Origin of the sequence: Sphingobium wenxiniae, assembly GCF_007830065.1 — a bacterium.
Lineage (GTDB): Bacteria > Pseudomonadota > Alphaproteobacteria > Sphingomonadales > Sphingomonadaceae > Sphingobium > Sphingobium wenxiniae.
On sequence record NZ_VLKK01000003.1, the window covers coordinates 61,172 to 84,400 of the forward strand.

Sequence of the window (23,229 nt, forward strand, 5' to 3'; positions counted from 1 at the left end):
TCACCTGTCGTTCAGAAGGCGAAGTCGAGGCCGATCCTGACGGTGCGCGGGCGCAGCGGCGTGTAATAATCCGTCCGCAGGTCGAACGGCGTGCCCAGCGAGAAGCGGTTGCCGTTGCTGTCCAGCAGGTTGGCGAGGGACAGCGACAGTTCGGCCGGCCCGCGCGTCAGGCTGGCCGACAGGGCGGTGTCGACATAATCGCCCTGCTCGCGGCCCAGGATCGGGCCGACGCCCAGCCGCGACTTGCCGACGTAGCGCGCCGAGGCAGACAGATGGAGCGACAGGAGGCCGTTCACCGGCGTGCGATAGTCGACCGCCAGCCGCCCGCTGAGATCGGCGACATTGGGCAGCGAAAGCCTGCGCCCGTCATAGGAGAGCATCCGCAGGAACTGCGCCGGCTGATCGAGGCGGCTGTCATTGTAGATCATGCTGGCGTCGAGCGTGATCTTCGGCATGGGACGGAGCACGATGCGCCCCTCTATCGTATAGATGCGCCCGTTGCCGACATTGGCCGTGGTCGGCAGCCCGATCCGGTCGGTCACGTCCGCCTGTATGTCGCGCCAGTCGGTATAGGCGAGGTTGGCGGAAATCGCGACGGGATCGCGGCCCGGCACGCCCTTGCGGAATCCCGCCTCCAGCGTGGAGACGCGGTCATTGCGGAAACGCTCGATCCGCTGATCGTCCATGGCCAGGCCGCCGGGACGAAACCCCTGCTGGAACCGGGCATAAAGCGTGACGCCGGGGATCGCGTCGGTCAGCAGCGAGGCGGAGGGCAGGAAGATGGTTTCGCTGCGGTCGGCCTGCGCTTCGGCATAGGCGATGTCGGCGGCGGCGAGCGTGGAGATCGGATCGTTCGCCTCGCCCGACAGGCGGCTGTTGGTCAGCCGCCCGCCCAGCGTGGCGATCAGCCCCTCGACCGGCTCGAAGGAGGCTTCAGCGAAGATCGTGGCTTCCTTGATCCGGTTGCGCACGCCGGTCGTCGTCGCGGCCATGCCCCGGCCCAGCATGGGGACGCCGGGAATGATCTGATGCTGCGATTCCATGATGCCGTAGGAGGTCAGCGAGCGATGGATGTCGGACGTGCTTTCCAGATAGGACGCGCCCAATATCCAGCCCAGCCCATTGTCGAGATCGCGCACCAGGCGGTTTTCGGTCGAAAATATCTCCACCTTGTTCCTCTGACGGAACAGGGCGGGCGGTCCGCCGGGCTGGGTCGCGTCATAGCTTTCGGACAGGATGTCGCGGACATAGCCGGTGGACGACACGAAGCGCAGGTCGCCCCATTGCCGCTCGACCCGCGCGTTCAGCAGCAGATAGTCGGAATGATAGGGCTGGGCGACGCTGGAATCGCGAGTCAGCCGCCCCGCGCCGCGGGTCGCATATTGGGCGTCCCTGCCGTCGATCCGCTGGTAAAGGCCGCTGACGTCGATGGTCCAGTCTTCGTCCGGGACAACGCGCAGCGCCGCGCGCGTACCGTAGATGCGGGTGCGGTTGACGTCCCGCCGGTCCCGCGCCCGGTCGTCGATATAGCCGCCTTCCTGCACGCCATAGCCGACGACGCGCAGCGCGATCTTCTCGGGCAATATGGGCAGGTTGAGCACGGCGGACAGGTCGCCGCCCGGATCGCCATGCTGCGTGGCGGAAAGGCCGGTCGACATCTGGCCGCCGGCCTCGCCCAGATTGGGCGCGTTGGGGATCATGCGGACGATGCCGCCCAGCGATCCCGCGCCGTAAAGCGTGCCCTGCGGCCCTTCCAGCACCTCCACCCCGCGCATGTCGTAAAGGCGCAGGTCCGGGTCGGGCGCGGCGTAGTTGAGGCGCATGTCGCCCAGATATTGCCCCGTCGTCGCCTGGGTCGGGCCAGCCACGCCCGAATCCGCCATGGCGCGGATGAACAGCTTGTTGCGGCCCGCCCCGGCATGGGTGGAACTGAGGCTCGCCACGCGGGAGAGGAGCGCCGCCGTTCCGCCCGCCGCTTCGCCGCCGTCGAACAGGGAAGCGTCCACCAGATCCACCATGCCCGCATAGCGCGGCAGCGGCAGGTCGCGCTTGGAGGCGGTGACGACGATTTCCGCTGGCGGAGGGGGCGGCGGAACTGATGCGGCGCCGGTGGGATGGCGGGGCGCCGGGCGCGCGGGAGGGGACGCGCGCACGATGCGGAACGTCCGCTCGTCGATCCGCTGGATGGAGGCGTCGCTGCCCTTGAGCAGGCGCTTGAGCGCGGCCTCCGCCGACATGCGGCCGCGCACGGCGGGCGTGGCGATGCCCGCGAGCGACTGGTCCGACATGCCGATGCTGGCGCCCGTTTGACGGCCGAGCGTTATCGCCGCCTCGCCCAGCCTGCCGGGAGCGAGGTCTATGGTCTGTCTGTCCGCCGCCCGCGCGGGCGTTGCGGCCGCTATGGCGAGGGCGGTGACGAAAAGGACGTCAGCTTTGCGGACCATCCCCTTCTTTCAGCAGCCATCCATCCCCTTGGCGGACGGCGGTAAGGCCCATCAGCGGCGCGGCTCCGGCGAAGAAGCGGACCGGATCGCGATCCAGCGCGATGGTGCCGGTGAAGCGCATCGCCGCCGCGCCGGGCGTGGCGGAAAGGCGGATGCCGATGGAGCGGGCGATATCCTCGCCTATGTCGCCGATCCTGGCATTGGCATAGACCAGCCGGCCGCCGCGCCAGCTCGCCACGGCCTCAGGCGCGATGTTCATGACGTGGATGCCGGCCGCATCCTCGGTCAGCGCGCGGCCTGCGGGAAGGGCGATGGCCTGCGCGGAGGGGTTGTAGATCACCTTGCCTTCCGACACGCCGATGCGCGTGGACGTGCCGCTGCGCACGATGTTGAAGACGGTGCCCGCATCCTCGAACACAGCGTCGCCCACGTTCACGCGGAAAGGATCGGCTTCGTCATGCCGCACGGTGAAGGCCGCTTCGCCCTTGTCCAGCGCGGCGAAGCGCAGGTCCTTCCGATCCAGCCGAAGGGTCGTGCCGCCGTTCACGTCGATCCGCGTGCCGTCGTCCAGCGCGACGGTGCGGGTCTGGCCGGGCGCGGTCGTGACGGTGTAGATATCGCTGCGGTTCATGACGCCGAGCGATACCGCCCCCACCAGCGCCGCCGCCGCCGCGCCGCCGCCGATCCAGCGCATCGGCCGCCAGCGGCGCTCGCGCGGAGGGCCGGCATCGTTGGCGGGGGCAGGCATGTGCACGGGGTCGGCGGGGATCATCTCCCCCAGCGCCGCGTCCTGCGCCATCAGCGCATCATAGGCGGCCGCATGGGCCGGATCGACCTCCAGCCATGCGGTGAAGCCTTCCCAATCGGCAAATTCCGGATCGCGCGTGCGGATCATCCACATGAGCGCATCCTCCTGGATCATGGCATCGGCCCTGTTCATTGTTCACCCCTTGCAGGCTGTGACGCCGCCGCCGCGCTCATTCCGTATCCAGCCTCTGCTTGAGGGCCAGCATGGCGCGATAGGCCTTCTGCAAATCCTTCTCCACGGTGGTGAGGCTGACGCCCAGTTCCTGCGCGATCTGGCGCTGGCCCACGCCTTCGATGCGGAAACGGCGGAATACCAGTTCGGCGCGCGGGCCAAGGCCGCGCAGCACGGCGCGCGCTTCCTCCAGCCGTTGCGTCAGGATCATCCGTTCGTCGACGGCGATGTCGCCGGCGGGATCGGCCATCACGCCGCCCGCGCTCTCCGCCCAGCCCTGCTCGCGCCTTTCGCGGCGGATGGCGGAGCGGTAGCGGTCCAGCATGAGATTATTGGCCATGCGGTAGAGATAGGGCAGCGGATCGGCGACCGGACCCAGATCCTTCGCCTCCAGCTTCATCCACATATCCTGCAACATATCCTCCGCATCCTCGCCCGCGCCGCGCCCGCGCAGGAAACGCAGCAGGGCAGGGCGGTTCTGGAGGAAGATCGCGGAAAGGCCGTCGGCCATGTCCATTCAGGGTCCAGTGCTTGCCGTTCAGGCGCGATGCAATAGAGGCGCGGGCGGGGTCTTGGCAAGCTGATGACGGTTTGCCGGAGCGCAATCAACCGGCGCTCAGTTCCGACCGCAGCTTGAGCACCTGCGCGCCCGTGTCCGTGATGACGAGGCAGGCCGGATCGTGCCGCGAGCCGTTGCGGCGCACCCGAACGCCCTCGATCGTCCGTTCGACCTCATGATCGAAACATTCCGAGATCCGCCCTCGGGCGACGCCCTGACCGCGGTTCCATCTGACGCGCATTCCCTTGCGAAGGCTGTCGAGCATGAAGGACCATCCTTTCCCGACGGGGCATCGGCATTTCCATCATCCTTTGCGCCGGCGTCGGGAAAATGTCCGAAGACGGGACCGGTTCCCTTGGGTTTTGGGTCCGGCTGGGTTAAGGGGCCGGGATGGATGCAACCGGGCTGCGCGTGGCGCTTTTCAGCGGCAATTACAACTATGTGCGAGACGGCGCGAATCAGGCGCTCAATCGTTTCGTGGGCTATCTGCTGCGGCAGGGGGCGGCGGTCCGCGTCTATTCCGCGACGATCGACACGCCCGCCTTCGAACCGACCGGCGATCTGGTGAGCGCGCCCTCCATCCCCGTTCCGGGGCGCACGGAATATCGGATTCCCTATCGCATGTCGGGCGCGATGAGACGCGATCTGGCGGCTTTCGCGCCCAATCTGGTCCATGTGTCCAGCCCCGACCCGCTCGGCCATCGCGCGGTGAGCTGGGCACGGCAGCGGGGATTGCCCGCCGTCGCCTCCGTCCATACCCGATTTGAGACTTACCCCCGCTATTACGGACTGGCCTTTCTGGAGCCGGTGATCGAATCGATGCTGCGCCGTTTCTATCGCCGGTGCGACGCCATCGTCGCGCCGTCCGAATCCATGGCGCAACTGCTGCGCGAACAGCGGATGAGCTATGATGTCGGCATCTGGACGCGGGGCATCGACCGGGAAATCTTCCATCCGGGCCGCCGTGACATCGCCTGGCGGCGCGCGGTCGGGATCGAGGATGACATGCCCGTCATCGGTTTCGTCGGGCGGCTGGTGATGGAAAAGGGGCTGGACGTCTTTTCCGACGCCATCGACCAGCTCGTCACGCGGCAGGTACGGCATAAGGTGCTGGTGGTGGGCGAAGGCCCGGCGCGGGAGTGGTTCGAGAACCGCCTGCCGCGGGCGATCTTCACCGGATTCCAGAAAGGCCCCGACCTGGGCCGCGCGGTCGCCAGCATGGACATGCTGTTCAACCCGTCCGTCACGGAAACCTTCGGCAATGTGACGCTGGAGGCGATGGCCTGCGGGCTGCCCACCGTCGCGGCGCGCGCGACGGGCAGCGAAAGCCTGGTCACGGACGGCGTGACGGGGCGGCTGATCCGGCCGGGTGCCATCGGGGCCTTCGCCGACGCCTTGCAGGGCTATTGCACGGACGGCGCCGCGCGCGCGCAGGCCGGACGGGCGGCGATGGCGGAAGCGGAGCGTTATGGCTGGGATCAGGTCAATCAGGCGCTGGTCGACACTTATCTGCGGATCATCCGTCAGCGCGCGCACGGCGCGATGATGAAGGCCAGCCCGGTTCCCTGAACGGCAAAGCATCCCTATATCGGGAGCGATGGCAGATCTTTTCGCACAGGATGACGTTTCGGCGGAGGCCGAGGGCGGCCCGCTGGCCGACCGACTGCGCCCGCGCACGTTGACCGACGTGGTGGGGCAGGATCACCTGACCGGCCCGGACGGCGCGATCGGGCGGATGGTGGCGGCGGGGCGGCTGTCCTCCATCATCCTGTGGGGACCGCCGGGGACGGGCAAGACCACCATTTCCCGCCTGCTCGCAGATGCGGTGGGCATGCGGTTCGAGCCGATTTCAGCGGTGTTTTCCGGCGTCGCGGACCTCAAGAAGGTCTTTGCCGCCGCGAAGGATCATGCTCGGATGGGGCAGCGGACATTGCTGTTCGTGGACGAGATCCACCGTTTCAACCGGGCGCAGCAGGACAGCTTCCTGCCCTTTGTCGAGGACGGCACGGTCACGCTGGTCGGCGCGACGACCGAGAATCCGAGTTTCGAGCTGAATGCCGCGCTTCTTTCCCGCGCGCAGGTGCTGATCCTGCGGCGGCTGGACGCGGCGGCGCTGGAATTGCTGCTGGACCGGGCCGAAGCGCTGATGGAGCGCCCTTTGCCGCTGGACGCCGCCGCACGGGAGGCGTTGATCGCCAGCGCGGATGGGGACGGGCGCTTCCTGCTCAATCAGGTGGAGACGCTTTATTCCATCGATTTGCCCGAGGCGCTCGATCCGGCGGGGCTGTCGGCGCTGCTCCACCGGCGCGTCGCCGTCTATGACAAGGATCGGGAGGGGCATTACAACCTCATCTCCGCGCTGCATAAATCCTTGCGCGGGTCCGATCCGCAGGCGGCGCTTTACTATCTCGCCCGGATGCTGACGGCGGGGGAGGAGCCGCTCTATGTGCTGCGGCGGCTGGTGCGTTTTGCGAGCGAGGATATCGGCCTCGCCGATCCGCAGGCGCTGGTGCAGTGCCTTGCGGCGAAGGATGCCTATGACTTCCTGGGCAGTCCCGAAGGCGAACTCGCCATCGTGCAAGCGTGTCTCTATTGCGCCACCGCGCCCAAATCCAACGCGGCCTATAAGGCGATGAAATCCGCGTGGAAATCGGCGCGGGACACCGGATCGTTGATGCCGCCGCAGAATATCCTCAATGCGCCGACCAAACTGATGAAGCAGGTCGGCTACGGCAAGGGATATGAATATGACCATGACGCGGCCGACGGCTTTTCCGGCGCGAATTACTGGCCGGAGGAAATCGGGCCGCAGACCTTCTACGAGCCGACCGAGCGCGGCTTCGAGGCGCGGGTGGCCGAACGCATCGCCTATTGGAACAAGCTGCGGCGGGAGCAGGGAGAGGCGTGACGCCCCGTTTTGAACGGTTCGTCGCGATTGACTGGTCGGGCGCCAAGGGCGCGCGGCATAAGGGGATCGCGGTCGCGGCCTGCGAAGGGGGCGGCGCCCCTGCCATGGTGGAAGCCCCCGGCGGCGTCTGGTCGCGGATTGATGTCGCGGACTGGGTGATCGAGGCCGCGAAGGACAAGCCAACGCTGTTCGGCTTCGATTTCAGCTTCGCGCCGCCCTTCGTGGCGCGGGGCGGCTATCTGCCGGGAGAAGCGACGCCGGAAAGCGGACCGGACTTCTGGGCCTATGTCGACCGGATTTGCGAGGATATCGACCTGGGCGCGGCCAGCCTGCTGGAAAGCACGCATCGCCGCCATTTCTATTTCGGCAAGGCGGATGGGGTGAAGGCCGACTTCATGCACAACCGCGTCTGCGAAGCGCATTACAATGCGGGCGGCGGCGGCAAGCCCTCCACCGTCTATGACGCCATCGGCGCGGCGCAGGTGGCGAAGGCGAGCTTTGCGGGAATGCGCCTGCTGCACCGGGTCCGGCCGCATGTGCCGATATGGCCTTTCGATCCGCTTCCGGGCCAAGGCTCGCTGGTGGTCGAGATATATACCAGCATCGCCGCCCGCGCCGCCGGACGGCCCAAAGGGCGGACCAAGATGCGCGACATGGCGGCGCTGAACGACGCCCTGTCGGTGCTGGGCTGCGCGCCCTATGCCGGGCCGGCGCCGGACGATCATGGCGCGGACGCGCTTCTTACCGCCGCATGGATGCGCGGCGCGGCGGGAAGAAGCGCGCTTTGGCGGCCCACGCCGCTCGATATGCAAATCGCCGCGACTGAGGGCTGGACGTTCGGCGTCATCTGATAGTATGGGCGTCCCCGGACAGCGAGGCCGGATTAGCACAGCGGTAGTGCAGCGGTTTTGTAAACCGAAGGTCGGGGGTTCGATCCCCTCATCCGGCACCATCTTCAAATAGCCTGGCGCTGTCCGTCTTTATTCCCCGTCGCACTGGCGCGGGGGCCGGGCGCTCCCTATAGCAGGGCCATGGCATCTACCCAGAAGCAGAAGAAATCCGCGCCTCCGCGCGACAAGGTGCGCCCCGCCGGATTCCCGACCCGCGATCAGGTGATGGAATTCATCACCTCCTCCGACCAGCCTGCGGGCAAACGCGAAATTGCCAAGGCGTTCGGCCTCAAGGGGCAGGAGAAGATCGCGCTCAAGGCATTGCTCAAAGACATGGCCGACGAAGGGCTGATCGACATCGGCCCCGCGCGCGCCTTTCACAAGATGGGCGGCGTGCCCAAGGTGACGGTGCTGCGGATCGTCGATGTGGACGACACGACCCTGATCGCCACGCCCGAACGCTGGGAGGCGGAGGGCCAGCCCGCGCCGCGCCTGCGCGTGGTGGAGCGAGGGAAGCGCGGCGCGCTCACCATCGGCGACCGGATATTGGCGCGCACCGAGGAAGCCGGGCGCGGTTGGGTCGCGCACCCGATGAAGAAGCTCGCCAAGGCCAGCGAGGAACTGCTGGGCGTGGTGGAGGAAGGGCCGAAAGAACAAAATGGCGTCGGCAAGCTGTGGCTGCGCCCCGTCGACAAGCGCATCCGCCGGGATACACCCATTTCCGACGCGGGCACGGCCAAGCCCGGCGATCTGGTGCTGGCCGAGCCGGTCGGACGCCCGCCCCGCATCACCGCGCGGGTCACGGACATATTGGGCGATCCCTTCGCGCCCCGCAGCTTCAGCCTGATCGCCATTCACAAGCATGGCATCCCCCATGTCTTTCCCGAACAGGCGGAGGAGGAGGCGGTCACGGCCTCGAAGCTGCCGCTGCATGAGGACAAGCGCGAAGACCTGCGCCACCTGCCCATCGTCGCCATCGACCCGGCGGACGCGCGCGACCATGACGATGCCGTATGGGCCGCGCCGGATGACGATCCCGCCAATCCGGGCGGCTATCGCGCCATCGTCGCCATCGCGGACGTCAGCTATTATGTCCGCCCCGGCAGCGCGCTCGACCGGGAAGCGCGCAAGCGCGGCAACAGCGTCTATTTCCCCGACCTCGTCGTGCCGATGCTGCCGCACCAGCTTTCCTCGGACATGTGCTCGCTTCGCGCGGGGGAGGACAGGGCGGCCATGGCCTGCCACCTCGTCGTCGATGCAAAGGGCAAGGTGACGTCATGGCGCTTTTCCCGCGCGGTGATCCGCGTGGCGGCGGTGCTCGCCTATGAGGACGCGCAGGCGGCGATTGACGGGACGAAGGAGCACGACCTGCTGGAACCGGCGCTGAGGCCGCTTTGGGCGTGCTGGGCGCTGCTCCGCAAGGCGCGGGAGAAGCGCGATCCGCTGGCGCTGGACCTGCCCGAACGGCGCGTGGTGCTGGACGAATGGGGCAAGATCACCAGCGTCGCCGTGCGCGAACGGCTCGACGCGCATATGCTGATCGAAGACTATATGATCGCCGCCAATGTCGCCGCCGCCAAGGCGCTTGAGGCCAAGAAGGCGCCGGTCATGTATCGCGACCATGAACCGCCCAGCCGCGACAAGCTGGTGGCGCTCAAGGATTATCTCGCGACCTTCGACATCGATTTCGCGCTGGGGCAGGTCATCAAGCCGTCCACCTTCAACCGCCTGATCGAGCGTGTCGGGGAGGCGGAGGAAAAGCCGCAGATCATGGAGCAGATCCTGCGCAGCCAGACGCAGGCCTATTACAGCCCGCAGAATATGGGGCATTTCGGGCTGGCGCTGGGCAGCTACGCGCATTTTACCTCGCCGATCCGCCGCTATGCCGACCTGCTGGTGCACCGGGCGCTGGTGGGCGCCCATGGGCTGGAACTGCCCGCGCCCAAGGGCGGCGCGCTGCCCGACCGGACCGCGCTCAGCGGCGAGGATTATGAGAATATGGGCCGCGTGGGCGAGATGATCAGCCAGCATGAACGCCGCGCGATGGAGGCGGAGCGGGAAACCGTCGACCGCTATGTCGCGGCCTTCCTGGCGGCCCATGTCGGCGAACTGGTCGAGGCGCGGATCACCGGCGTCCAGAATTTCGGCTTCTTCGCCACGGTCGAAGGGCTGGGCGGCGACGGGCTGGTGCCGGTATCGACGCTGGGCGACGAGCGTTTCTATTATGACGAAGCGGCGCGCGCGCTCGAAGGCGTGGAAAGCGGCGAGCGTTATACCGTGGGCCAGCGTCTGCAATTGCGGCTGGCGGAGGCTGACCCGATCAACGGCGCGCTGCGCTTCGCACTGCCCGATGCGCCGCCGCAGCGGCCGAGTTTCAGGAAGGATCGCGCGCGGCCGGGGGGCATCAAGCGCGGCCGCCCCGCCAATATCCGCCATATCGGCAGCGCGCGGGGCAGGCACAAGAAGCGCTGAGGATCAGCTCAGCCGGTCGATCGCCTCCGCGTCCAGCCCGCCGGGGATGACCATGATGGGACAGGGCAGCTTGCCCGCGTCCGCGCCCGCGAAGTGCGACACGAGCTTGCCCGGATTGCCGCTCGCCGCCGCGCCCAGCACCAAAGCGGCGACATCGTCCATTTCGTCCAGCGTCGCGCGGACGACGGCGACGGGATCGCCCTGCTTGACGGTGATGGTGGGGCGGATGCCGGATTCGTCGGTCAACGTGCCCGCCGCGCTCGTCACCAGCGCTTCGGCGCGTTGAAGCGCTTCGTCCTCCATCGTGGCCTGCACGCCGCCCCATTGCACGAATTCCGAAGGCGGGACGAGGGCGAGGATGCGGACCGATCCATTGGTCTTCGCCGCCCGGCGCGCGGCGAAGCGCAACGCCGTTTCCGCTTCGGGCGATTCGTCCACGACAACCAGATATGTCCGCACAATCCATGCCCCTCAAATGCCGCCGACTGCCCCAAAACCCCTCTGCGTCGGCCCGGCGAACCAACTGGGTGAAATGTGCTGCATAATCGCACCGGGCGCAAGGCGCGCCCTTGACCGCTTCCCTTAAAGGGCCGAAACGACCTGTGAAGGCTTTGAGCTGACCGAATATGCGACAAGAAAAAGGCCCCACCGCATGAGCAAGACGATCCAGATGCCTGCCCTGTCCCCGACCATGGAGGAGGGGACACTGGCGAAGTGGCTGGTGAAGGAAGGCGACGCCGTGTCATCGGGCGACCTTCTGGCGGAGATCGAAACGGACAAGGCGACGATGGAGTTCGAAGCCGTCGATGAAGGCACCATCGCAAAGATATTGGTCGCCGAAGGGACCGAAGGCGTGAAAGTCGGCGCCGTCATCGCCATTCTGGCCGAAGAGGGAGAAGATGTGGCCCAAGCCGCGAAGGACGGCGGCCAGCCGGACGCCGCGCCCGCGCCCAAAGCGAAGGCCGCCCCTGCGCCCAAGGCTGAGGAAGCGCCCGCCGCTGCGCCCGCGCAGGCGGCTGCTCCGGCCCCCGCGAAGCAGGACGGCGACCGGGTCAAGGCCAGCCCGCTGGCCCGCCGCCTGGCGCAGGAAAAGGGTGTCGATCTGGCCAGCGTCGCCGGCTCCGGTCCCAATGGCCGCATCGTGAAGGCCGATCTGGAAGGCGCGAAACCCGGCGTGGCCGCGCCTGCCGCCGCTCCCTCCGCACCCGCTCCCTCCGCGGCGCGCGCGCCCGCCACTGCGGCCGCGCCTGCCGCCGTGCAGGACTTCGGCATCCCGCACGATGTGGTCAAGCTGTCGAACATGCGCAAGACCATCGCGCGCCGCCTGACCGAATCCAAGCAGCAGGTGCCGCACATTTACCTGACCGTCGACATTCAGCTCGACAAGCTCTTGAAACTGCGCGGGGAACTCAACGACGGATTGGCGCCGCGCGGGGTCAAGCTGTCGGTCAACGATCTGCTTATCAAGGCATTGGGGGTCGCCTTGATCCAGGTGCCCGAATGCAATGTGCAGTTCGCCGGCGACCAGATGCTGAAGTTCCAGCGCGCCGACATTTCCGTCGCGGTGTCGATTCCGGGCGGCCTCATCACCCCGATCGTGACGCAGGCGGACAGCCGGGGCGTCGCCGCCATCTCCACCGCGATGAAGGACCTGGCCGGGCGCGCCAAGGAAGGGAAGCTCAAGCCGGAGGAATATCAGGGCGGCACCGCGTCGCTGTCGAACATGGGCATGTTCGGCATCAAGCAGTTCGAAGCCGTCATCAACCCGCCGCAGGGCATGATCATGGCCATCGGCGCGGGCGAGAAGCGGCCCTATGTCGTCGACGACAGCCTCCAGATCGCGACCGTCATGTCCGCGACGGGCAGCTTCGATCACCGCGCCATCGATGGCGCCGACGGCGCGCGCCTGATGCAGGCGTTCAAGCAATTGGTGGAAAATCCGCTGGGAATGCTGGCCTGATGCCGCAGGCGGAAGAACAGCCCCCTGCCGGCAGTCCCGCCGTCCGCGTCATCGCCATGCCCGCCGACACCAATCCCTATGGGGATATTTTCGGCGGCTGGCTGATGAGCCTCATGGACTCCGCCGCCGGATCGGTCGCGGCCCGCCATTCCAAAGGGCGCGCCGTCACCATCGCCGTGGAGGGCATGACCTTCCTGCGCCCCGTCGTCGTGGGGGATGAAGTCTCCGTCTATGCCAAGCTGGCGGGCGTGGGCCATACGTCGATGCGGATCGACGTGGAGGCATGGCGGCGGACGCGGCATGACGACCGATCCTATCGCGTGACGCGGGCGACCTTCACCTTCGTCGCCATCGGCGAAGACCGGAAGCCCCGCCTTGTCCCGCCGATCCCGGCTGAATGAAACAACCCGATCAAGAAACGAGTGTGATCTATGGCTGAGAATTACGATGTGATCGTTCTGGGTTCCGGTCCCGGCGGCTATGTGGCCGCGATCCGCTGCGCCCAACTGGGGCTGAAAACGGCGATCGTCGAGCGCGAGAATCTGGGCGGCATCTGCCTCAATTGGGGCTGCATCCCGACCAAGGCGCTGCTGCGCTCCGCCGAAATCTTCCACTATATGCAGCACGCCAAGGATTACGGTCTTGCCGCCGAGAAGATCAGCGCGGATCTGGACGCCGTGGTGAAACGCTCGCGCGGCGTCGCGAAACAGCTCAATCAGGGCGTCACGCACCTGATGAAGAAGAACAAGATCGCCGTGCATATGGGCGACGGCAAGCTGACCGGCAAAGGCAAGCTGTCCGTCACGAAGGACGGCAAGAGCGAGGAACTTGGCGCAAAGCACATCATCGTCGCCACGGGCGCGCGCGCGCGCGACCTGCCGCGGCTCAAGGCGGACGGCAAGCGCGTGTGGACCTACCGCCACGCCATGACACCGCCGGAAATGCCGGGCAAGCTGCTGGTCGTCGGTTCAGGCGCGATCGGCATCGAGTTCGCGAGCTTCTACAACGACATGGGCGCGGACGTCACCGTGGTCGAGATGATGGACCGGATCGTGCCGGTGGAGGATGCGGATGTGTCCGCCTTCCTCGAAAAGGCGCTGATCAAGCAGGGCATGAAAATCCTGACCGGCGCGAAGATCGAGAAGATCGAGACCGGCGACAAGGGCGTGAACGCGACCATTAAAGACAAGGCGGGCAAGGACATCACGGCCGAATATAGCCATGTGATCGTCGCCATCGGCATTGTCCCCAATGTCGAGAATCTGGGTCTGGAAGATGTCGGCGTGGAGCCGGATCAGCGTTACCACATCAAGACGGACGCTTTCGGCCGCACCAATGTCGACGGCATCTGGGCCATCGGCGACGTCACCGCGCCGCCATGGCTGGCGCACAAGGCGAGCCATGAAGGTGTCATCGTTGCCGAGGCGATCGCGCAGGCGCTGGGCAACAAGGATGTGCATCCCCATGCCATGGACGTCCGCAACATTCCCGGCTGCACCTATTGCCATCCGCAGATCGCCTCCGTCGGCCTTACCGAAGCCAAGGCGAAGGAAGCGGGTTATGAGGTCAAGGTCGGCAATTTCCCCTTCATCGGCAACGGCAAGGCGATTGCGCTGGGCGAAGCGGAAGGGTTCGTGAAAACCGTGTTCGACGCCAGGACCGGCGAATTGCTGGGCGCGCACATGATCGGCGCGGAAGTGACCGAGATGATCCAGGGCTATACCATCGGCAAGACGATGGAGACGACCGAGGCGGAACTGATGGAAACGGTGTTCCCGCACCCGACCATTTCCGAAGCCATGCATGAAAGCGTGCTGGCGGCTTATGGACGCGCGCTCCATATCTGAGGGGCGGGCATGGAAAAGGGGCGCGGGGGCCTTGGCTCTGGCGCTTCTTTGTATTGTCCTCATCGCGCTGCTTCATCGGCAAGGCGCGCTCGCTGGGCTGAATGAGGGGGTGATGACGGAAGCCGGCCGCCTGCGAGACAGCGCGGCCGGACAGCATTTCACCGCCTTCATGCAATTCGCTTCGGCGATGGGAGGCACGGGCGGGCGGCTGTTGTTGCTGGGCATCGCGCTTGCCGTGCTGATCTGGCGTGGGCGGCGGCGCGGGGCGGCATGGCTTGCTTCGATGGCGGCGGGAGGAACGCTGCTTAACCTTTTGTTGAAGCAGATTTTTTCCGCGCCGCGTCCCGATCTGTTGCCGCATCTGGATATTGTGCACAGTTACAGCTTTCCCAGCGGCCATGCGGCGGGAAACATGATGTTCTTTGGCGCGCTTGCGATTCTGGCGGGACGGTGGCCCGCTTATGTTGCGGCGTCCGTGGTCATTGCGCTGATCGGCGCCAGCCGCGTATGGCTGGGCGTGCATTGGCCCAGCGACGTGATCGCGGGATGGATCGAAGGATTGGGCTGGCTGGCCCTGTGCCGCGTCTGGCTACCAGCGGGGGGAGGGCAGGAGGAGCGCCCGCACCAGACTTTGATGCGGAGGCATTCCGTCGGTGGTGACGAAGCCATGGACCCAGAAGCTGTCCACCACGCACAGCGCCGCGACCGCCAATAGGATCATCGCCGCCCCGGCAAAGACCGCGCGCGCGCCCCGCACCGGATCGCCGGGCATGAGGGCGAGCAGCACCAGCGGCAGAACCGGCAGGAAATAGCGCCCCTGCGTCCCCTGGATATAATCCGCGCCGAGCGCCGTGCCCGTCAGATACATGGCGGTTTCGACCAGCAGCGCGACCCCCGCCGCGACAGCCAGCCACCATAGCCTCTGCCCGAAACCGAAGCGCGCGCCCGACCCGCTCAACACCGCCGCGCCAAGCATGACCGCGCCCAACGCATAGGCTGCAAGCGGCAGCAGGATGGCATTCCACCCGAAACGCCCGACGATCTGGAGTGCATAGACCGGTGCACGCTCGACCACGCTGGAACAGAGGATGCGGACATAGGCAAGTGGATCATGCAGGATCACCGCCAGTTGATCGGCCAGCGGCGCGGTCGTGACCGCCTCGCCGGTCTTGCGCGAAACGATGTGATAGAGCGCCTGGCTGCCGCCCGACATCTTCATCCACAGCATGAAGGCCGCGCCGCCCGCCGCTATCGCGGCGATCAGCAGCAAGGCGCGGCGGTCCCGCCGCCCCTGCGGCCAGCGCAGCCCCGCCATCATCAGCGGCAGATAGACGCCCTTGGCCAGCGCCAGCAGCGGCGCGATGGCAAACAGGCCCGCCGAACGCAGCGGCGCGCTGCCCATGAATCCCACCCGCAGCGCCAGCGCCAGGCCCAGAAAGCCGAGGCCGTTGATGACGGCATCCGGCGACAGCGATCCATTCTGATAGCAGAATGTCGGCAGCAGGGCCGTCGCGAGCAGGGCAATCCGGCCGAAAGGCAACAGGCGGAGCGCGGCAATCAGCATCGCCAACGCCGCCAGCGCATTCACGAACCGCCCGGCATAGAAAGCGCCCAGCCGCGGCAGCCCCAGCGCATCGCCCGCGACCAGCCCGAGCGCGCCCGGCGCATAAAGCGTCGGCGCATAATTGGCGACATTGGGGAAATCGGCAAAATATCTGCCCGGCCGCGCGGCATCGGCCGCCCAGGCATGGGTGAGCGTTCCCCGCTCGAAACGGCGCGGCGCGGGCGGCACATCGCTGGGGAAATCCACGGCATGAAGGTCCAGCGCCGCGCGGGGAAGCTCAGCGCCGATCCTCTCGCCGCGCTGCTCCGCCAGCGTCCGCCCCTCGGACAGCAACAGCGCCTTCATATAATGCTGATTTTCATCGGGAGCCTGGAAAGGCGGCGTCACCAGCGCGAAAAACAGCGTCGCGGCGCAGATAACGGCCAGCAGCAGCTTTTCCAGCGTCGACCATGCCGGCGCCACCAGCATATCCGCCCGCGTCGCCGCCCAAGACATCCGCTCCTGCCGCATCACCCCGCTCCCCAAACACCGCCAGTGCGGTCATCCGGGCGAATGGTAGGGCGGAAATCTTAATATTTGGAAATGGCGATTATCGCGTTTGCACACCCAAATGCTGCGATGGCCGATTGCGGCCATTTGCGGTTATTTGTTTTATCGTCATGCTGAACAAGTTCAGCATGACGACCGGATATGGCGGCAGCGGCAGGAACGTCCTTCGCGGCAATCCGAAGCCTCTACACCTCCCCCAGCTCCACCCGTTCTTCCGGCGGATGCAGCCGCAGACGCGTCACGCGGCGGCCGTCGCTGGCCAGCACTTCCAGCCTCCAGCCGCTTTGCTGATGCTCCATGATTTCGCCCGGTTCCGGCACATGGCCCGCCAGCACGAAGGCAAGGCCGCCCAGCGTGTCGACATCTTCCTCGACGTCGCCCAGCTTCTCGTCGATTTCCTCGGCCACGTCGTCCAGTTCGGCGCGAGCGTCCGCTTCCCACAGGCCGCCTTCCAGCGGCACCAGCATCGCTTCGGGCTCCTCGTCATGCTCATCCTCGACCTCGCCGACGATTTCCTCGACCAGATCCTCGAAGGTCAGCAGCCCTTCGGTGCCCGAATATTCGTCCAGCACGATGGCCAGATGCGTCCGCTTCGCCCGCATTTCGGCGAGCAGGTCCAGCGCCCCCATGCTTTCAGGCACATAGAGCGGTTGCCGGATCAGCGGCTCCAGCGTGTCCGGCACCGGCGACTTGCCCGCCATTATGGCGAAGGCGTCGCGGATGTGGATCATCCCGACGATGGTGTCGAGTGTTTCCCGATAGACTGGGATGCGGCTGTGCCCGGCTTCCGCGAACAGTGCGGCAAGGTCCGCGAAGCTCGCCTTTTCCTCGATGGCGATGATGTCCGCGCGGGGGACGGCGACGTCATCGACCGTATGTTCGGAAAAATGCAGGAGATTGCGGACCATCTGCCGTTCGATCGCCGACAGGTCGCCTTTGGAGGGGGAGGGCGCGCCCTGCTCCTCATCCTCGTCATATTCGTCGAGCGCTTCCTCCAGCTCGCGCCGGAGGCTATGCCCCTCATCCTCGCCAAAGAGCAGCGCCTTCAGGCCGCTCCATAAACCGCCCTCATGGCTACTACTGTCCGGTTCCTTGGAGCCGTTGCCATTGCCGTCCTTCGGGCTGCCCTCAGCCATAATCGTCCCTAGTCCCCTGTTTCGCGATCCCCATAGGGATCAGGCAGGCCAAGATTGGCAAGCGCGCGGATTTCCAGCGCCTCCATCGCCTCGGCTTCGGCATCGACCATATGGTCATATCCCAGCAAATGAAAAGTCCCATGCACGATCAAATGCGCGGCGTGATCGGCGATGGAGATGCCCTTGCCCTGCGCTTCACGGGCGCAGACGCCTTCGGCCAGCACGATATCGCCCAGCAGCACCTCGCCATCGTCGGTATTCGCGGTGCCCTCCAACAGGTCGCGTTGCACCATGGGGAAGGAGAGGACGTTGGTCGGCTTGTCCTTGTCCCGATAGGCGCGGTTCAACTGATGCACTTCCTCGTCGGACGTCAGCTTGACCGCGATCTCATAGGTGGCCGCGCTGTTCACGAAGGCGGCGTAGGGGCTGTGCGCGATGGCGGCGGTCACGGCCCGTTCCGCCAGCTCTTCCCAGTCGATGCCTGGCCAGCCGTCTTCCAGCAATATGGCAATATCAAGCATCAGGGCCCTCATAAGCCTGAACAATCCGGCCGACGACTGGATGGCGCACGACATCGCCGACATTGAAGGGCACGATCGCGATGCCCTCCACGCCCTGCAAACGCGACACGGCATCGGCCAAGCCCGAAATGCCCGGCTGCGGCAGGTCGACCTGTCGCGGGTCGCCGCAGATCACCATGCGGCTGTTCTCGCCGAAGCGGGTGAGGAACATCTTCATCTGCGCGACGGTGGTGTTCTGCGCCTCGTCCAGCACGATGAACGCGTTGGAGAGCGTCCTCCCGCGCATGAAGGCGAGCGGCGCGATCTCGATCTCCCCGCTCGCGATCCGCCGTTCCACCTGTTCGGCGGGCAGCGTGTCGTAAAGCGCGTCGTAGATGGGCCGCAGATAGGGATCGACCTTCTCCTTCATGTCGCCGGGCAGGAAGCCCAGCCGCTCGCCCGCTTCCACGGCGGGGCGGGAGAGGATGAGGCGGTCGACCGAGCCGGAGATAAGCTGGCTCACCGCCTGCGCGACCGCTAGGTAGGTCTTGCCCGTGCCTGCCGGTCCCAGCGCGAAGATGATGTCGTTGCGCGTCAGCGCCTCCATATAAGTGACCTGCGTGGCGGAGCGCGGCACGATGGTCTTCTTGCGCGTGCGGATCATAACCTTGGGCGGTTCGGCGACGTCATGGCGGATGATGCCGTCCAGCGTCGGTTCGGCGGACATGGCGATGACGGCCTCCACCGCGCCGCCGTCGATCTCCTGCCCCGCGGCGATGCGGTTGTAGAGGCCGGTCAGCACGTCGCGGGCGCGGGCGGCGGCTTCGGCGTCGCCCTCGATCTGGAGCTTGTTGCCGCGCGCGGCGATATAGACGCCCAGCCGGTTTTCAATGGCCACGAGGTTCTGGTCATATTGCCCGAACAGCGCGCCCAGAAGGTGCGGGCGCTCGAAGGTGACTTCGAGCCGCGCGCGTTCGCCCGCTTCGGCCCGTTGATGCGGTTTCTTACTCATGTCAGCAGCCTCCCTCGCTCGTCTTCCATCTCTGTGTCAGGGCGCATCGCCATGGTCGGGGGAGATGGTTTCCCGCCGGTGCGGGATTGACGAGGCTTTGGTTCAAGCGGCTTTCCTCCTGCTGGGTTCACCGGCCAGACTGTTGGGGCCGGCGCTGACGATATCGACTTCCACCATGTCGCCGATGGCAAGGTCCGGCGCGGTGACATGGACCGACTGGAGCCACGGCGTCTTACCGATGAGCTGGCCGGGATGACGGCCTTTGCGCTCCAGCAATATGTCCGTGCGGCGGCCTATGGCGGCGGTGTTGAACGCCACTTGATGCTGGTTGATGAGCGCCTGAAGCCGCGCCAGCCGCTCGTCCATCACCTCGGCCGGAATCTGGCCGTCCATGTCGGCGGCGGGCGTGCCGGGGCGGGGGCTGTATTTGAAGGAATAGCATTGCGCGTAACGCACTTGCTCGACGATCTTCAGAGTATCTTCGAACTCCGCGTCCGTCTCGCCGGGGAAGCCGACGATGAAGTCGCCCGACAGGGCGATGTCGGGCCGCGCTTCCCGCACCCGCTCGATGATCCGCAAATAACTGTCCGCGCTGTGGCTGCGGTTCATGGCTTTCAGGATGCGGTCATTGCCCGACTGCACCGGCAAATGGAGGAAGGGCATCAGCTTTTCCACCTCGCCATGGGCGGCGATCAGGCCGTCGCTCATGTCGTTGGGATGGCTGGTGGTGTAGCGAATGCGTTTAAGGTCGTTGACCTTCGCCAGTTCGCGGACAAGGCCGTCCATGCCCTGCATCCGGCCCTTGCCGTCCTCTCCGGTCCAGGCATTGACGTTCTGGCCCAGCAGCGTGATTTCGCGCACGCCGCCCTCGACCAGCGCCTTCGCCTCGTCAAGGATCGCATCCCACGACCGGCTGATCTCAGCGCCGCGCGTATAGGGCACCACGCAATAGGTGCAGAATTTGTCGCAGCCTTCCATGATGGTGAGGAAAGCCGTGGGCCGCGCCTGCTTGGTCCGAGCGGGCAGGGCGCCGAATTTGGACGCGAGCGGCATGTCGGTGTCGACCGCTTCCTCACCGCGACCAGCCTTGTCGATCAGGTCGGGCAGGCGGTGATAGGCTTGCGGGCCGACGACGATGTCGACGCTTCTGGCGCGGCGGCTGATCTCTCTGCCCTCGGCCTGCGCGACGCAGCCCGCGACCGCGATCATCGGCCGCGTGCCGTCCTCCCGGCGCAGGCGGCCGATATCGGAGTAGACCTTGTCCACCGCCTTTTCGCGGATGTGGCAGGTGTTGAGGATAACGAGATCCGCGTCCGTGCCCTCGGCTGCGGGGGTCATGCCGCGCTCGCCCAGCATCTCGGCCATGCGCTCGCCATCATAGACGTTCATCTGGCAGCCGAAGGATTTGACGTGGAAGGTGGCCGGGGCTTTGTCTGGCTTTGGGGGCGTGTCGTTACGATTCATGCGGTCCAGCTATACAGTGCCATCGTGCGGAGCGGAAGGCGGCAGGTGCATTGCGATGCTCGCCACGATATGTTCGCGCGCGATGGCGGCAATGACCTTGCGGTCGCCGCAGCGCGTGGGGTCGAAAGGCTCCAGGAAACGCAGCGTCACATCCAGCCGTCCCCTGCGCTCCAGCAGCCGTTTCATGTTGCTCCCCGCCGGTTCGTTACCGTGCCACGCGATATCGGGAGCCGCGAGGCCATAGTCGATATGCACCGGCTGGATCAGCACATTGCGCGGCGGCGGGAGCAATACGGCCAGCAAGGCGGGCTTGAAGGGCAGGAGGGCGCGCCCGTCGCCGGTCGTGCCTTCGGGGAAGATCGCCAGCGGCTGATGTCCCGCCATCGCGTCCCGCAAAGCCTCTATCTGTGCCGCCAGCGCGCCGCGCCTTTCGCGTGAGACGAACAGCGTGTTGTTCTGCGCCGCCAGCCAGCCGATCACCGGCCAGCGCGCCACGCCGTCATGCGAGACGAAGGCGGTGCCGGTCGCGCCGCCCAGCGCCAATATGTCGACCCAGCTCACATGATTGGCGATCAGGAACAGGTCGCTCGCCACCGGTTTTCCCGCGACCTTGACCCGCGCGCCCACGGACCGCGCCGCCAGCGCCAGGAAGCGGCGCGGCCATGGCGACGAACGCCCGAAGGCGCGCCACAGCAGATGAAGCGGAAGGCAGAGGAGGAGGCTGGCCGCCAGCGCGACCAGACGCAGGAAACGGCGTATCCGGCCCAAGCGATCAGCTCTTGCGGTCGATCGCCACGCCGTACAGTTCCATCCGATGATCGACCAGGCGGAAGCCCAGCTTTTCGGCGATCTGCTTCTGGAGCTGTTCCAGTTCAGGATCGACGAATTCGATCACATTGCCCGTCTCCACGTCGATTAGATGATCGTGATGGGATTCGGGCGCCGCTTCATAGCGCGCGCGGCCGTCGCCGAAATCGTGCCGGTCCAGGATGCCCGCTTCCTCGAACAGGCGAACGGTGCGGTAGACCGTGGCGATGGAGATGCCGGCGTCGATCGCGGCGGCGCGCCGATGCAGTTCCTCGACATCGGGATGGTCCTCCGCATCGCTCAGGACCTGAGCGATTACCCGGCGCTGCTCGGTGATGCGAAGGCCCTTTTCATGGCACAGGGCTTCTACGTCGATCTTGCGGTTCATTTTTGTTCGCCGGCTGAATGGGACAATATAGGTCGGAGAACCTAACGCCTTTTGCCGTCAGGTAAAAGGGGGCGGGTCCGCGCCCCCTCCGTTTCTCGTCGGGCGAACCGATTACTTGCCGCGCGCGCGGCGGCGCTTGGTGCCCAGGCCGATCTTCTTCGCCAGCGTGCGGCGCTGTTCGGCATAATTGGGCGCGACCATCGGATAGTCGGCGGGCAGACCCCATTTGGCGCGATAATCTTCCGGCGTCATCTGATAGTGGGTCATCAGGTGACGCTTGAGCATCTTGAGCTTCTTACCGTCCTCCAGACAGACGATATAATCCGGCTTGATGGAAGAACGCACGGAAACGGCGGGTTCCGGCTTTACTTCCGGCGCGGGCGCGGGAGCAGACAGATTGGTCAGGGCCGTATGCACATTCTGAATAAGTGTCGCGACGTCCGAAACGGCCACGCTGTTATTGGAAACATGCGCCGCGACGATGTCCGAGGTCAAAGTAATCAGCAGTTCGTTCTGGGCGGATTCGTTTTCCATTTTCTTTTCCTGCAAAGCTTCAACTAGATGCGACCCGCCCTGCGAAAGCTTATGGATGAGCGGCCAGTGTCCGCTATACTTTTCCGTCTAATCTGGCAAGGGGGCCGGTCATATCGTCATGTCCCGCCGCAAACTCAAAGCATCGTGAAGTTGTCCATCATTACCGCGATAATAACCAGGGCGCCGATGTACATACTCGAATCCGAATTTTTCGTAAAGTTTGATTGCGCTGTTGGTGGCGCGCACTTCCAGATTCATGGACGTGATTCCCCTACGGCGGGCGGTGGAAAGACTGCTGGAGAGCAGCGCGTCGCCGATGCCGCGGCCCCTCCATGCGGGATCGACGGCCAGCAGCAGCAATTCGCACTCGTCGAGCACCGACCGGACGAGCGCGAAGCCCAGCGGCGTGGCGTCCAGCCGCGCGATGGTGAGCCAGGTTCCCGGCATCAGCATCACGCCCGATATCTGCGGCAGCGTCCACGCCTCGCCATAGACGGGGTCGAAAGCGCGGACCATGACGTCCATGGCGTCCGCCAGCGCGTTGCGCTCGCCCTCGTCATAGGTGTCGAGGACGATGTCGGGCATCATGGCGCGACGCTCCCCGCCATCGGGCGCGCATCGGCGTCGCGCCCATAGACCGGCGTAGGCGGGAGAGGCGGCAGCGATGCGATCAGGGGATAATCGGCCGCGTCGGGATAAAGGGCGACAGCCGTGCCCATGCCCTTTGCCGTGACCAGGGCGTCCGCGCCGGGACCATAGAAGATGGAAGCGCCGGTGTGTTCGGCGAGCGCGGCAATCGGCATGGAGGCGGGCTGGGTCAGGGGCGTCAGACCGTCTGGAGCAAAGCTCTGCCAGAACAGTTCGCCGTGCCCGCCCGTGATGGTGACGACCAGCGGACCATCCTCATGCTGCCGCGCAGCCTTCGCCGCGACCAGCGCCAGCGCGCTATAGCCGTGGACGGGAATGCGCCAGGCCAGCGCCAGCGCCCTGGCCGCCGCGATCCCTATGCGGACGCCGGTGAAACTGCCGGGGCCGCTGTCCACCGCGATGGCATCGGCGCGGCCTCCGCCGGGCAGGGCGGCGATCACCGGCAGCAACGCTTCGGCATGGCCGCGCCCGACAATGTCGTGGAAGCGCCCGACGGGCTTCCCGTCATCCAGCAGCGCGACGGACAGCGCCTGTGTCGCGGTGTCGATGACGAGCAGTCGCAAGCAAA

The 23,229-nt window shown here is 66.1% G+C and carries 22 protein-coding genes, 1 tRNA gene and 1 pseudogene; 9 read left to right on the forward strand and 15 right to left on the reverse strand.

The features are described 5' to 3' along the window. Positions 1–11: 11 nt before the first annotated feature. The 4 genes from IQ35_RS04605 to IQ35_RS04620 all read right to left on the reverse strand — a co-directional run bounded on the left by IQ35_RS04605 (position 12) and on the right by IQ35_RS04620 (position 4,247). The gene (locus IQ35_RS04605; protein WP_145072112.1) at positions 12–2,444 is read right to left on the reverse strand and encodes a TonB-dependent receptor; all 2,433 of its coding nucleotides are present in this window, start codon (positions 2,442–2,444) and stop codon (positions 12–14) included. Next, entirely contained in the window at positions 2,428–3,366 is a 939-nt protein-coding gene (locus IQ35_RS04610) for a FecR family protein (protein ID WP_145072291.1), read from the reverse strand. Before IQ35_RS04610 ends, IQ35_RS04605 begins: the two co-directional genes overlap by 17 nt. A 55-nt stretch (positions 3,367–3,421) precedes the next feature. After that, positions 3,422–3,934, reverse strand: a complete 513-nt coding sequence (locus IQ35_RS04615) for an RNA polymerase sigma factor (protein ID WP_145072290.1) — start codon at positions 3,932–3,934, stop codon at positions 3,422–3,424. Between the two features lie 94 nt (positions 3,935–4,028). Continuing rightward, complete coding sequence (locus IQ35_RS04620; RefSeq protein ID WP_021246730.1) at positions 4,029–4,247, reverse strand: hypervirulence associated TUDOR domain-containing protein; 219 nt, start codon at positions 4,245–4,247, stop codon at positions 4,029–4,031. A 125-nt stretch (positions 4,248–4,372) separates the two neighbouring features. Here IQ35_RS04620 and IQ35_RS04625 point away from each other — a divergent pair, with 125 nt between their 5' ends. The 5 genes from IQ35_RS04625 to rnr all read left to right on the forward strand — a co-directional run bounded on the left by IQ35_RS04625 (position 4,373) and on the right by rnr (position 10,252). Next, on the forward strand, positions 4,373–5,551 hold the full coding sequence (locus IQ35_RS04625; RefSeq protein ID WP_021246729.1) for a glycosyltransferase family 4 protein: 1,179 nt from the start codon (positions 4,373–4,375) through the stop codon (positions 5,549–5,551). Positions 5,552–5,579: 28 nt separating this feature from the next. Beyond that, positions 5,580–6,890 (forward strand): replication-associated recombination protein A, encoded by a 1,311-nt coding sequence (locus tag IQ35_RS04630; RefSeq protein ID WP_021246728.1) that lies wholly within the window; start codon positions 5,580–5,582, stop codon positions 6,888–6,890. Beyond that, positions 6,887–7,741 carry a hypothetical protein gene (locus tag IQ35_RS04635; RefSeq protein ID WP_145072113.1) on the forward strand — a complete coding sequence of 285 codons (855 nt, stop codon included), beginning with the start codon at positions 6,887–6,889 and terminating at the stop codon, positions 7,739–7,741. Before IQ35_RS04630 ends, IQ35_RS04635 begins: the two co-directional genes overlap by 4 nt. Positions 7,742–7,767: 26 nt before the next feature. Next, a tRNA-Thr gene (locus IQ35_RS04640) sits at positions 7,768–7,842 on the forward strand. A 79-nt stretch (positions 7,843–7,921) separates the two neighbouring features. Further along, positions 7,922–10,252 carry a ribonuclease R gene (rnr, locus tag IQ35_RS04645; RefSeq protein ID WP_145072114.1) on the forward strand — a complete coding sequence of 777 codons (2,331 nt, stop codon included), beginning with the start codon at positions 7,922–7,924 and terminating at the stop codon, positions 10,250–10,252. Positions 10,253–10,255: 3 nt separating this feature from the next. Here the strand turns inward: rnr and IQ35_RS04650 are convergent, their stop codons facing one another. Next, positions 10,256–10,711: a universal stress protein gene (locus IQ35_RS04650; RefSeq protein WP_021246725.1), complete on the reverse strand. Its 456-nt coding sequence runs from the start codon at positions 10,709–10,711 to the stop codon at positions 10,256–10,258. 193 nt (positions 10,712–10,904) lie between these two features. Here IQ35_RS04650 and IQ35_RS04655 point away from each other — a divergent pair, with 193 nt between their 5' ends. The 4 genes and pseudogenes from IQ35_RS04655 to IQ35_RS21790 all read left to right on the forward strand — a co-directional run. Beyond that, positions 10,905–12,212: a pyruvate dehydrogenase complex dihydrolipoamide acetyltransferase gene (locus IQ35_RS04655; protein ID WP_021246724.1), complete on the forward strand. Its 1,308-nt coding sequence runs from the start codon at positions 10,905–10,907 to the stop codon at positions 12,210–12,212. Continuing rightward, on the forward strand, positions 12,212–12,613 hold the full coding sequence (locus IQ35_RS04660) for an acyl-CoA thioesterase (protein ID WP_021246723.1): 402 nt from the start codon (positions 12,212–12,214) through the stop codon (positions 12,611–12,613). Before IQ35_RS04655 ends, IQ35_RS04660 begins: the two co-directional genes overlap by 1 nt. Before the next feature lie 30 nt (positions 12,614–12,643). Further along, complete coding sequence (gene lpdA / locus IQ35_RS04665; protein WP_021246722.1) at positions 12,644–14,059, forward strand: dihydrolipoyl dehydrogenase; 1,416 nt, start codon at positions 12,644–12,646, stop codon at positions 14,057–14,059. Positions 14,060–14,342: 283 nt separating this feature from the next. Further along, a pseudogene (locus IQ35_RS21790) lies at positions 14,343–14,594 on the forward strand (phosphatase PAP2 family protein); the annotation flags it as partial. A gap of 54 nt (positions 14,595–14,648) precedes the next feature. Here the strand turns inward: IQ35_RS21790 and IQ35_RS21390 are convergent. The 10 genes from IQ35_RS21390 to tsaB all read right to left on the reverse strand — a co-directional run bounded on the left by IQ35_RS21390 (position 14,649) and on the right by tsaB (position 23,224). Continuing rightward, on the reverse strand, positions 14,649–16,133 hold the full coding sequence (locus tag IQ35_RS21390) for a DUF2142 domain-containing protein (protein ID WP_145072116.1): 1,485 nt from the start codon (positions 16,131–16,133) through the stop codon (positions 14,649–14,651). 224 nt (positions 16,134–16,357) lie between these two features. Beyond that, entirely contained in the window at positions 16,358–17,308 is a 951-nt protein-coding gene (locus IQ35_RS04680) for a hemolysin family protein (RefSeq protein WP_145072117.1), read from the reverse strand. Positions 17,309–17,316: 8 nt separating this feature from the next. Then, complete coding sequence (gene ybeY, locus IQ35_RS04685) at positions 17,317–17,829, reverse strand: rRNA maturation RNase YbeY (RefSeq protein ID WP_145072118.1); 513 nt, start codon at positions 17,827–17,829, stop codon at positions 17,317–17,319. After that, entirely contained in the window at positions 17,822–18,820 is a 999-nt protein-coding gene (locus IQ35_RS04690) for a PhoH family protein (protein WP_021246718.1), read from the reverse strand. Before IQ35_RS04690 ends, ybeY begins: the two co-directional genes overlap by 8 nt. A 102-nt stretch (positions 18,821–18,922) precedes the next feature. Beyond that, positions 18,923–20,284, reverse strand: a complete 1,362-nt coding sequence (gene miaB / locus IQ35_RS04695; RefSeq protein ID WP_145072119.1) for a tRNA (N6-isopentenyl adenosine(37)-C2)-methylthiotransferase MiaB — start codon at positions 20,282–20,284, stop codon at positions 18,923–18,925. A gap of 9 nt (positions 20,285–20,293) precedes the next feature. Continuing rightward, positions 20,294–21,052 carry a lysophospholipid acyltransferase family protein gene (locus tag IQ35_RS04700; protein ID WP_145072120.1) on the reverse strand — a complete coding sequence of 253 codons (759 nt, stop codon included), beginning with the start codon at positions 21,050–21,052 and terminating at the stop codon, positions 20,294–20,296. A gap of 4 nt (positions 21,053–21,056) precedes the next feature. Further along, positions 21,057–21,479 carry a Fur family transcriptional regulator gene (locus IQ35_RS04705; protein WP_021246715.1) on the reverse strand — a complete coding sequence of 141 codons (423 nt, stop codon included), beginning with the start codon at positions 21,477–21,479 and terminating at the stop codon, positions 21,057–21,059. A 111-nt stretch (positions 21,480–21,590) separates the two neighbouring features. After that, on the reverse strand, positions 21,591–22,013 hold the full coding sequence (locus IQ35_RS04710) for a Ros/MucR family transcriptional regulator (protein WP_021246714.1): 423 nt from the start codon (positions 22,011–22,013) through the stop codon (positions 21,591–21,593). 108 nt (positions 22,014–22,121) lie between these two features. Then, positions 22,122–22,601, reverse strand: a complete 480-nt coding sequence (locus IQ35_RS04715; RefSeq protein WP_145072121.1) for a GNAT family N-acetyltransferase — start codon at positions 22,599–22,601, stop codon at positions 22,122–22,124. Then, positions 22,598–23,224: a tRNA (adenosine(37)-N6)-threonylcarbamoyltransferase complex dimerization subunit type 1 TsaB gene (gene tsaB, locus IQ35_RS04720; RefSeq protein WP_021246712.1), complete on the reverse strand. Its 627-nt coding sequence runs from the start codon at positions 23,222–23,224 to the stop codon at positions 22,598–22,600. The genes IQ35_RS04715 and tsaB overlap by 4 nt, the downstream gene beginning before the upstream one ends. Positions 23,225–23,229 lie beyond the last annotated feature (5 nt).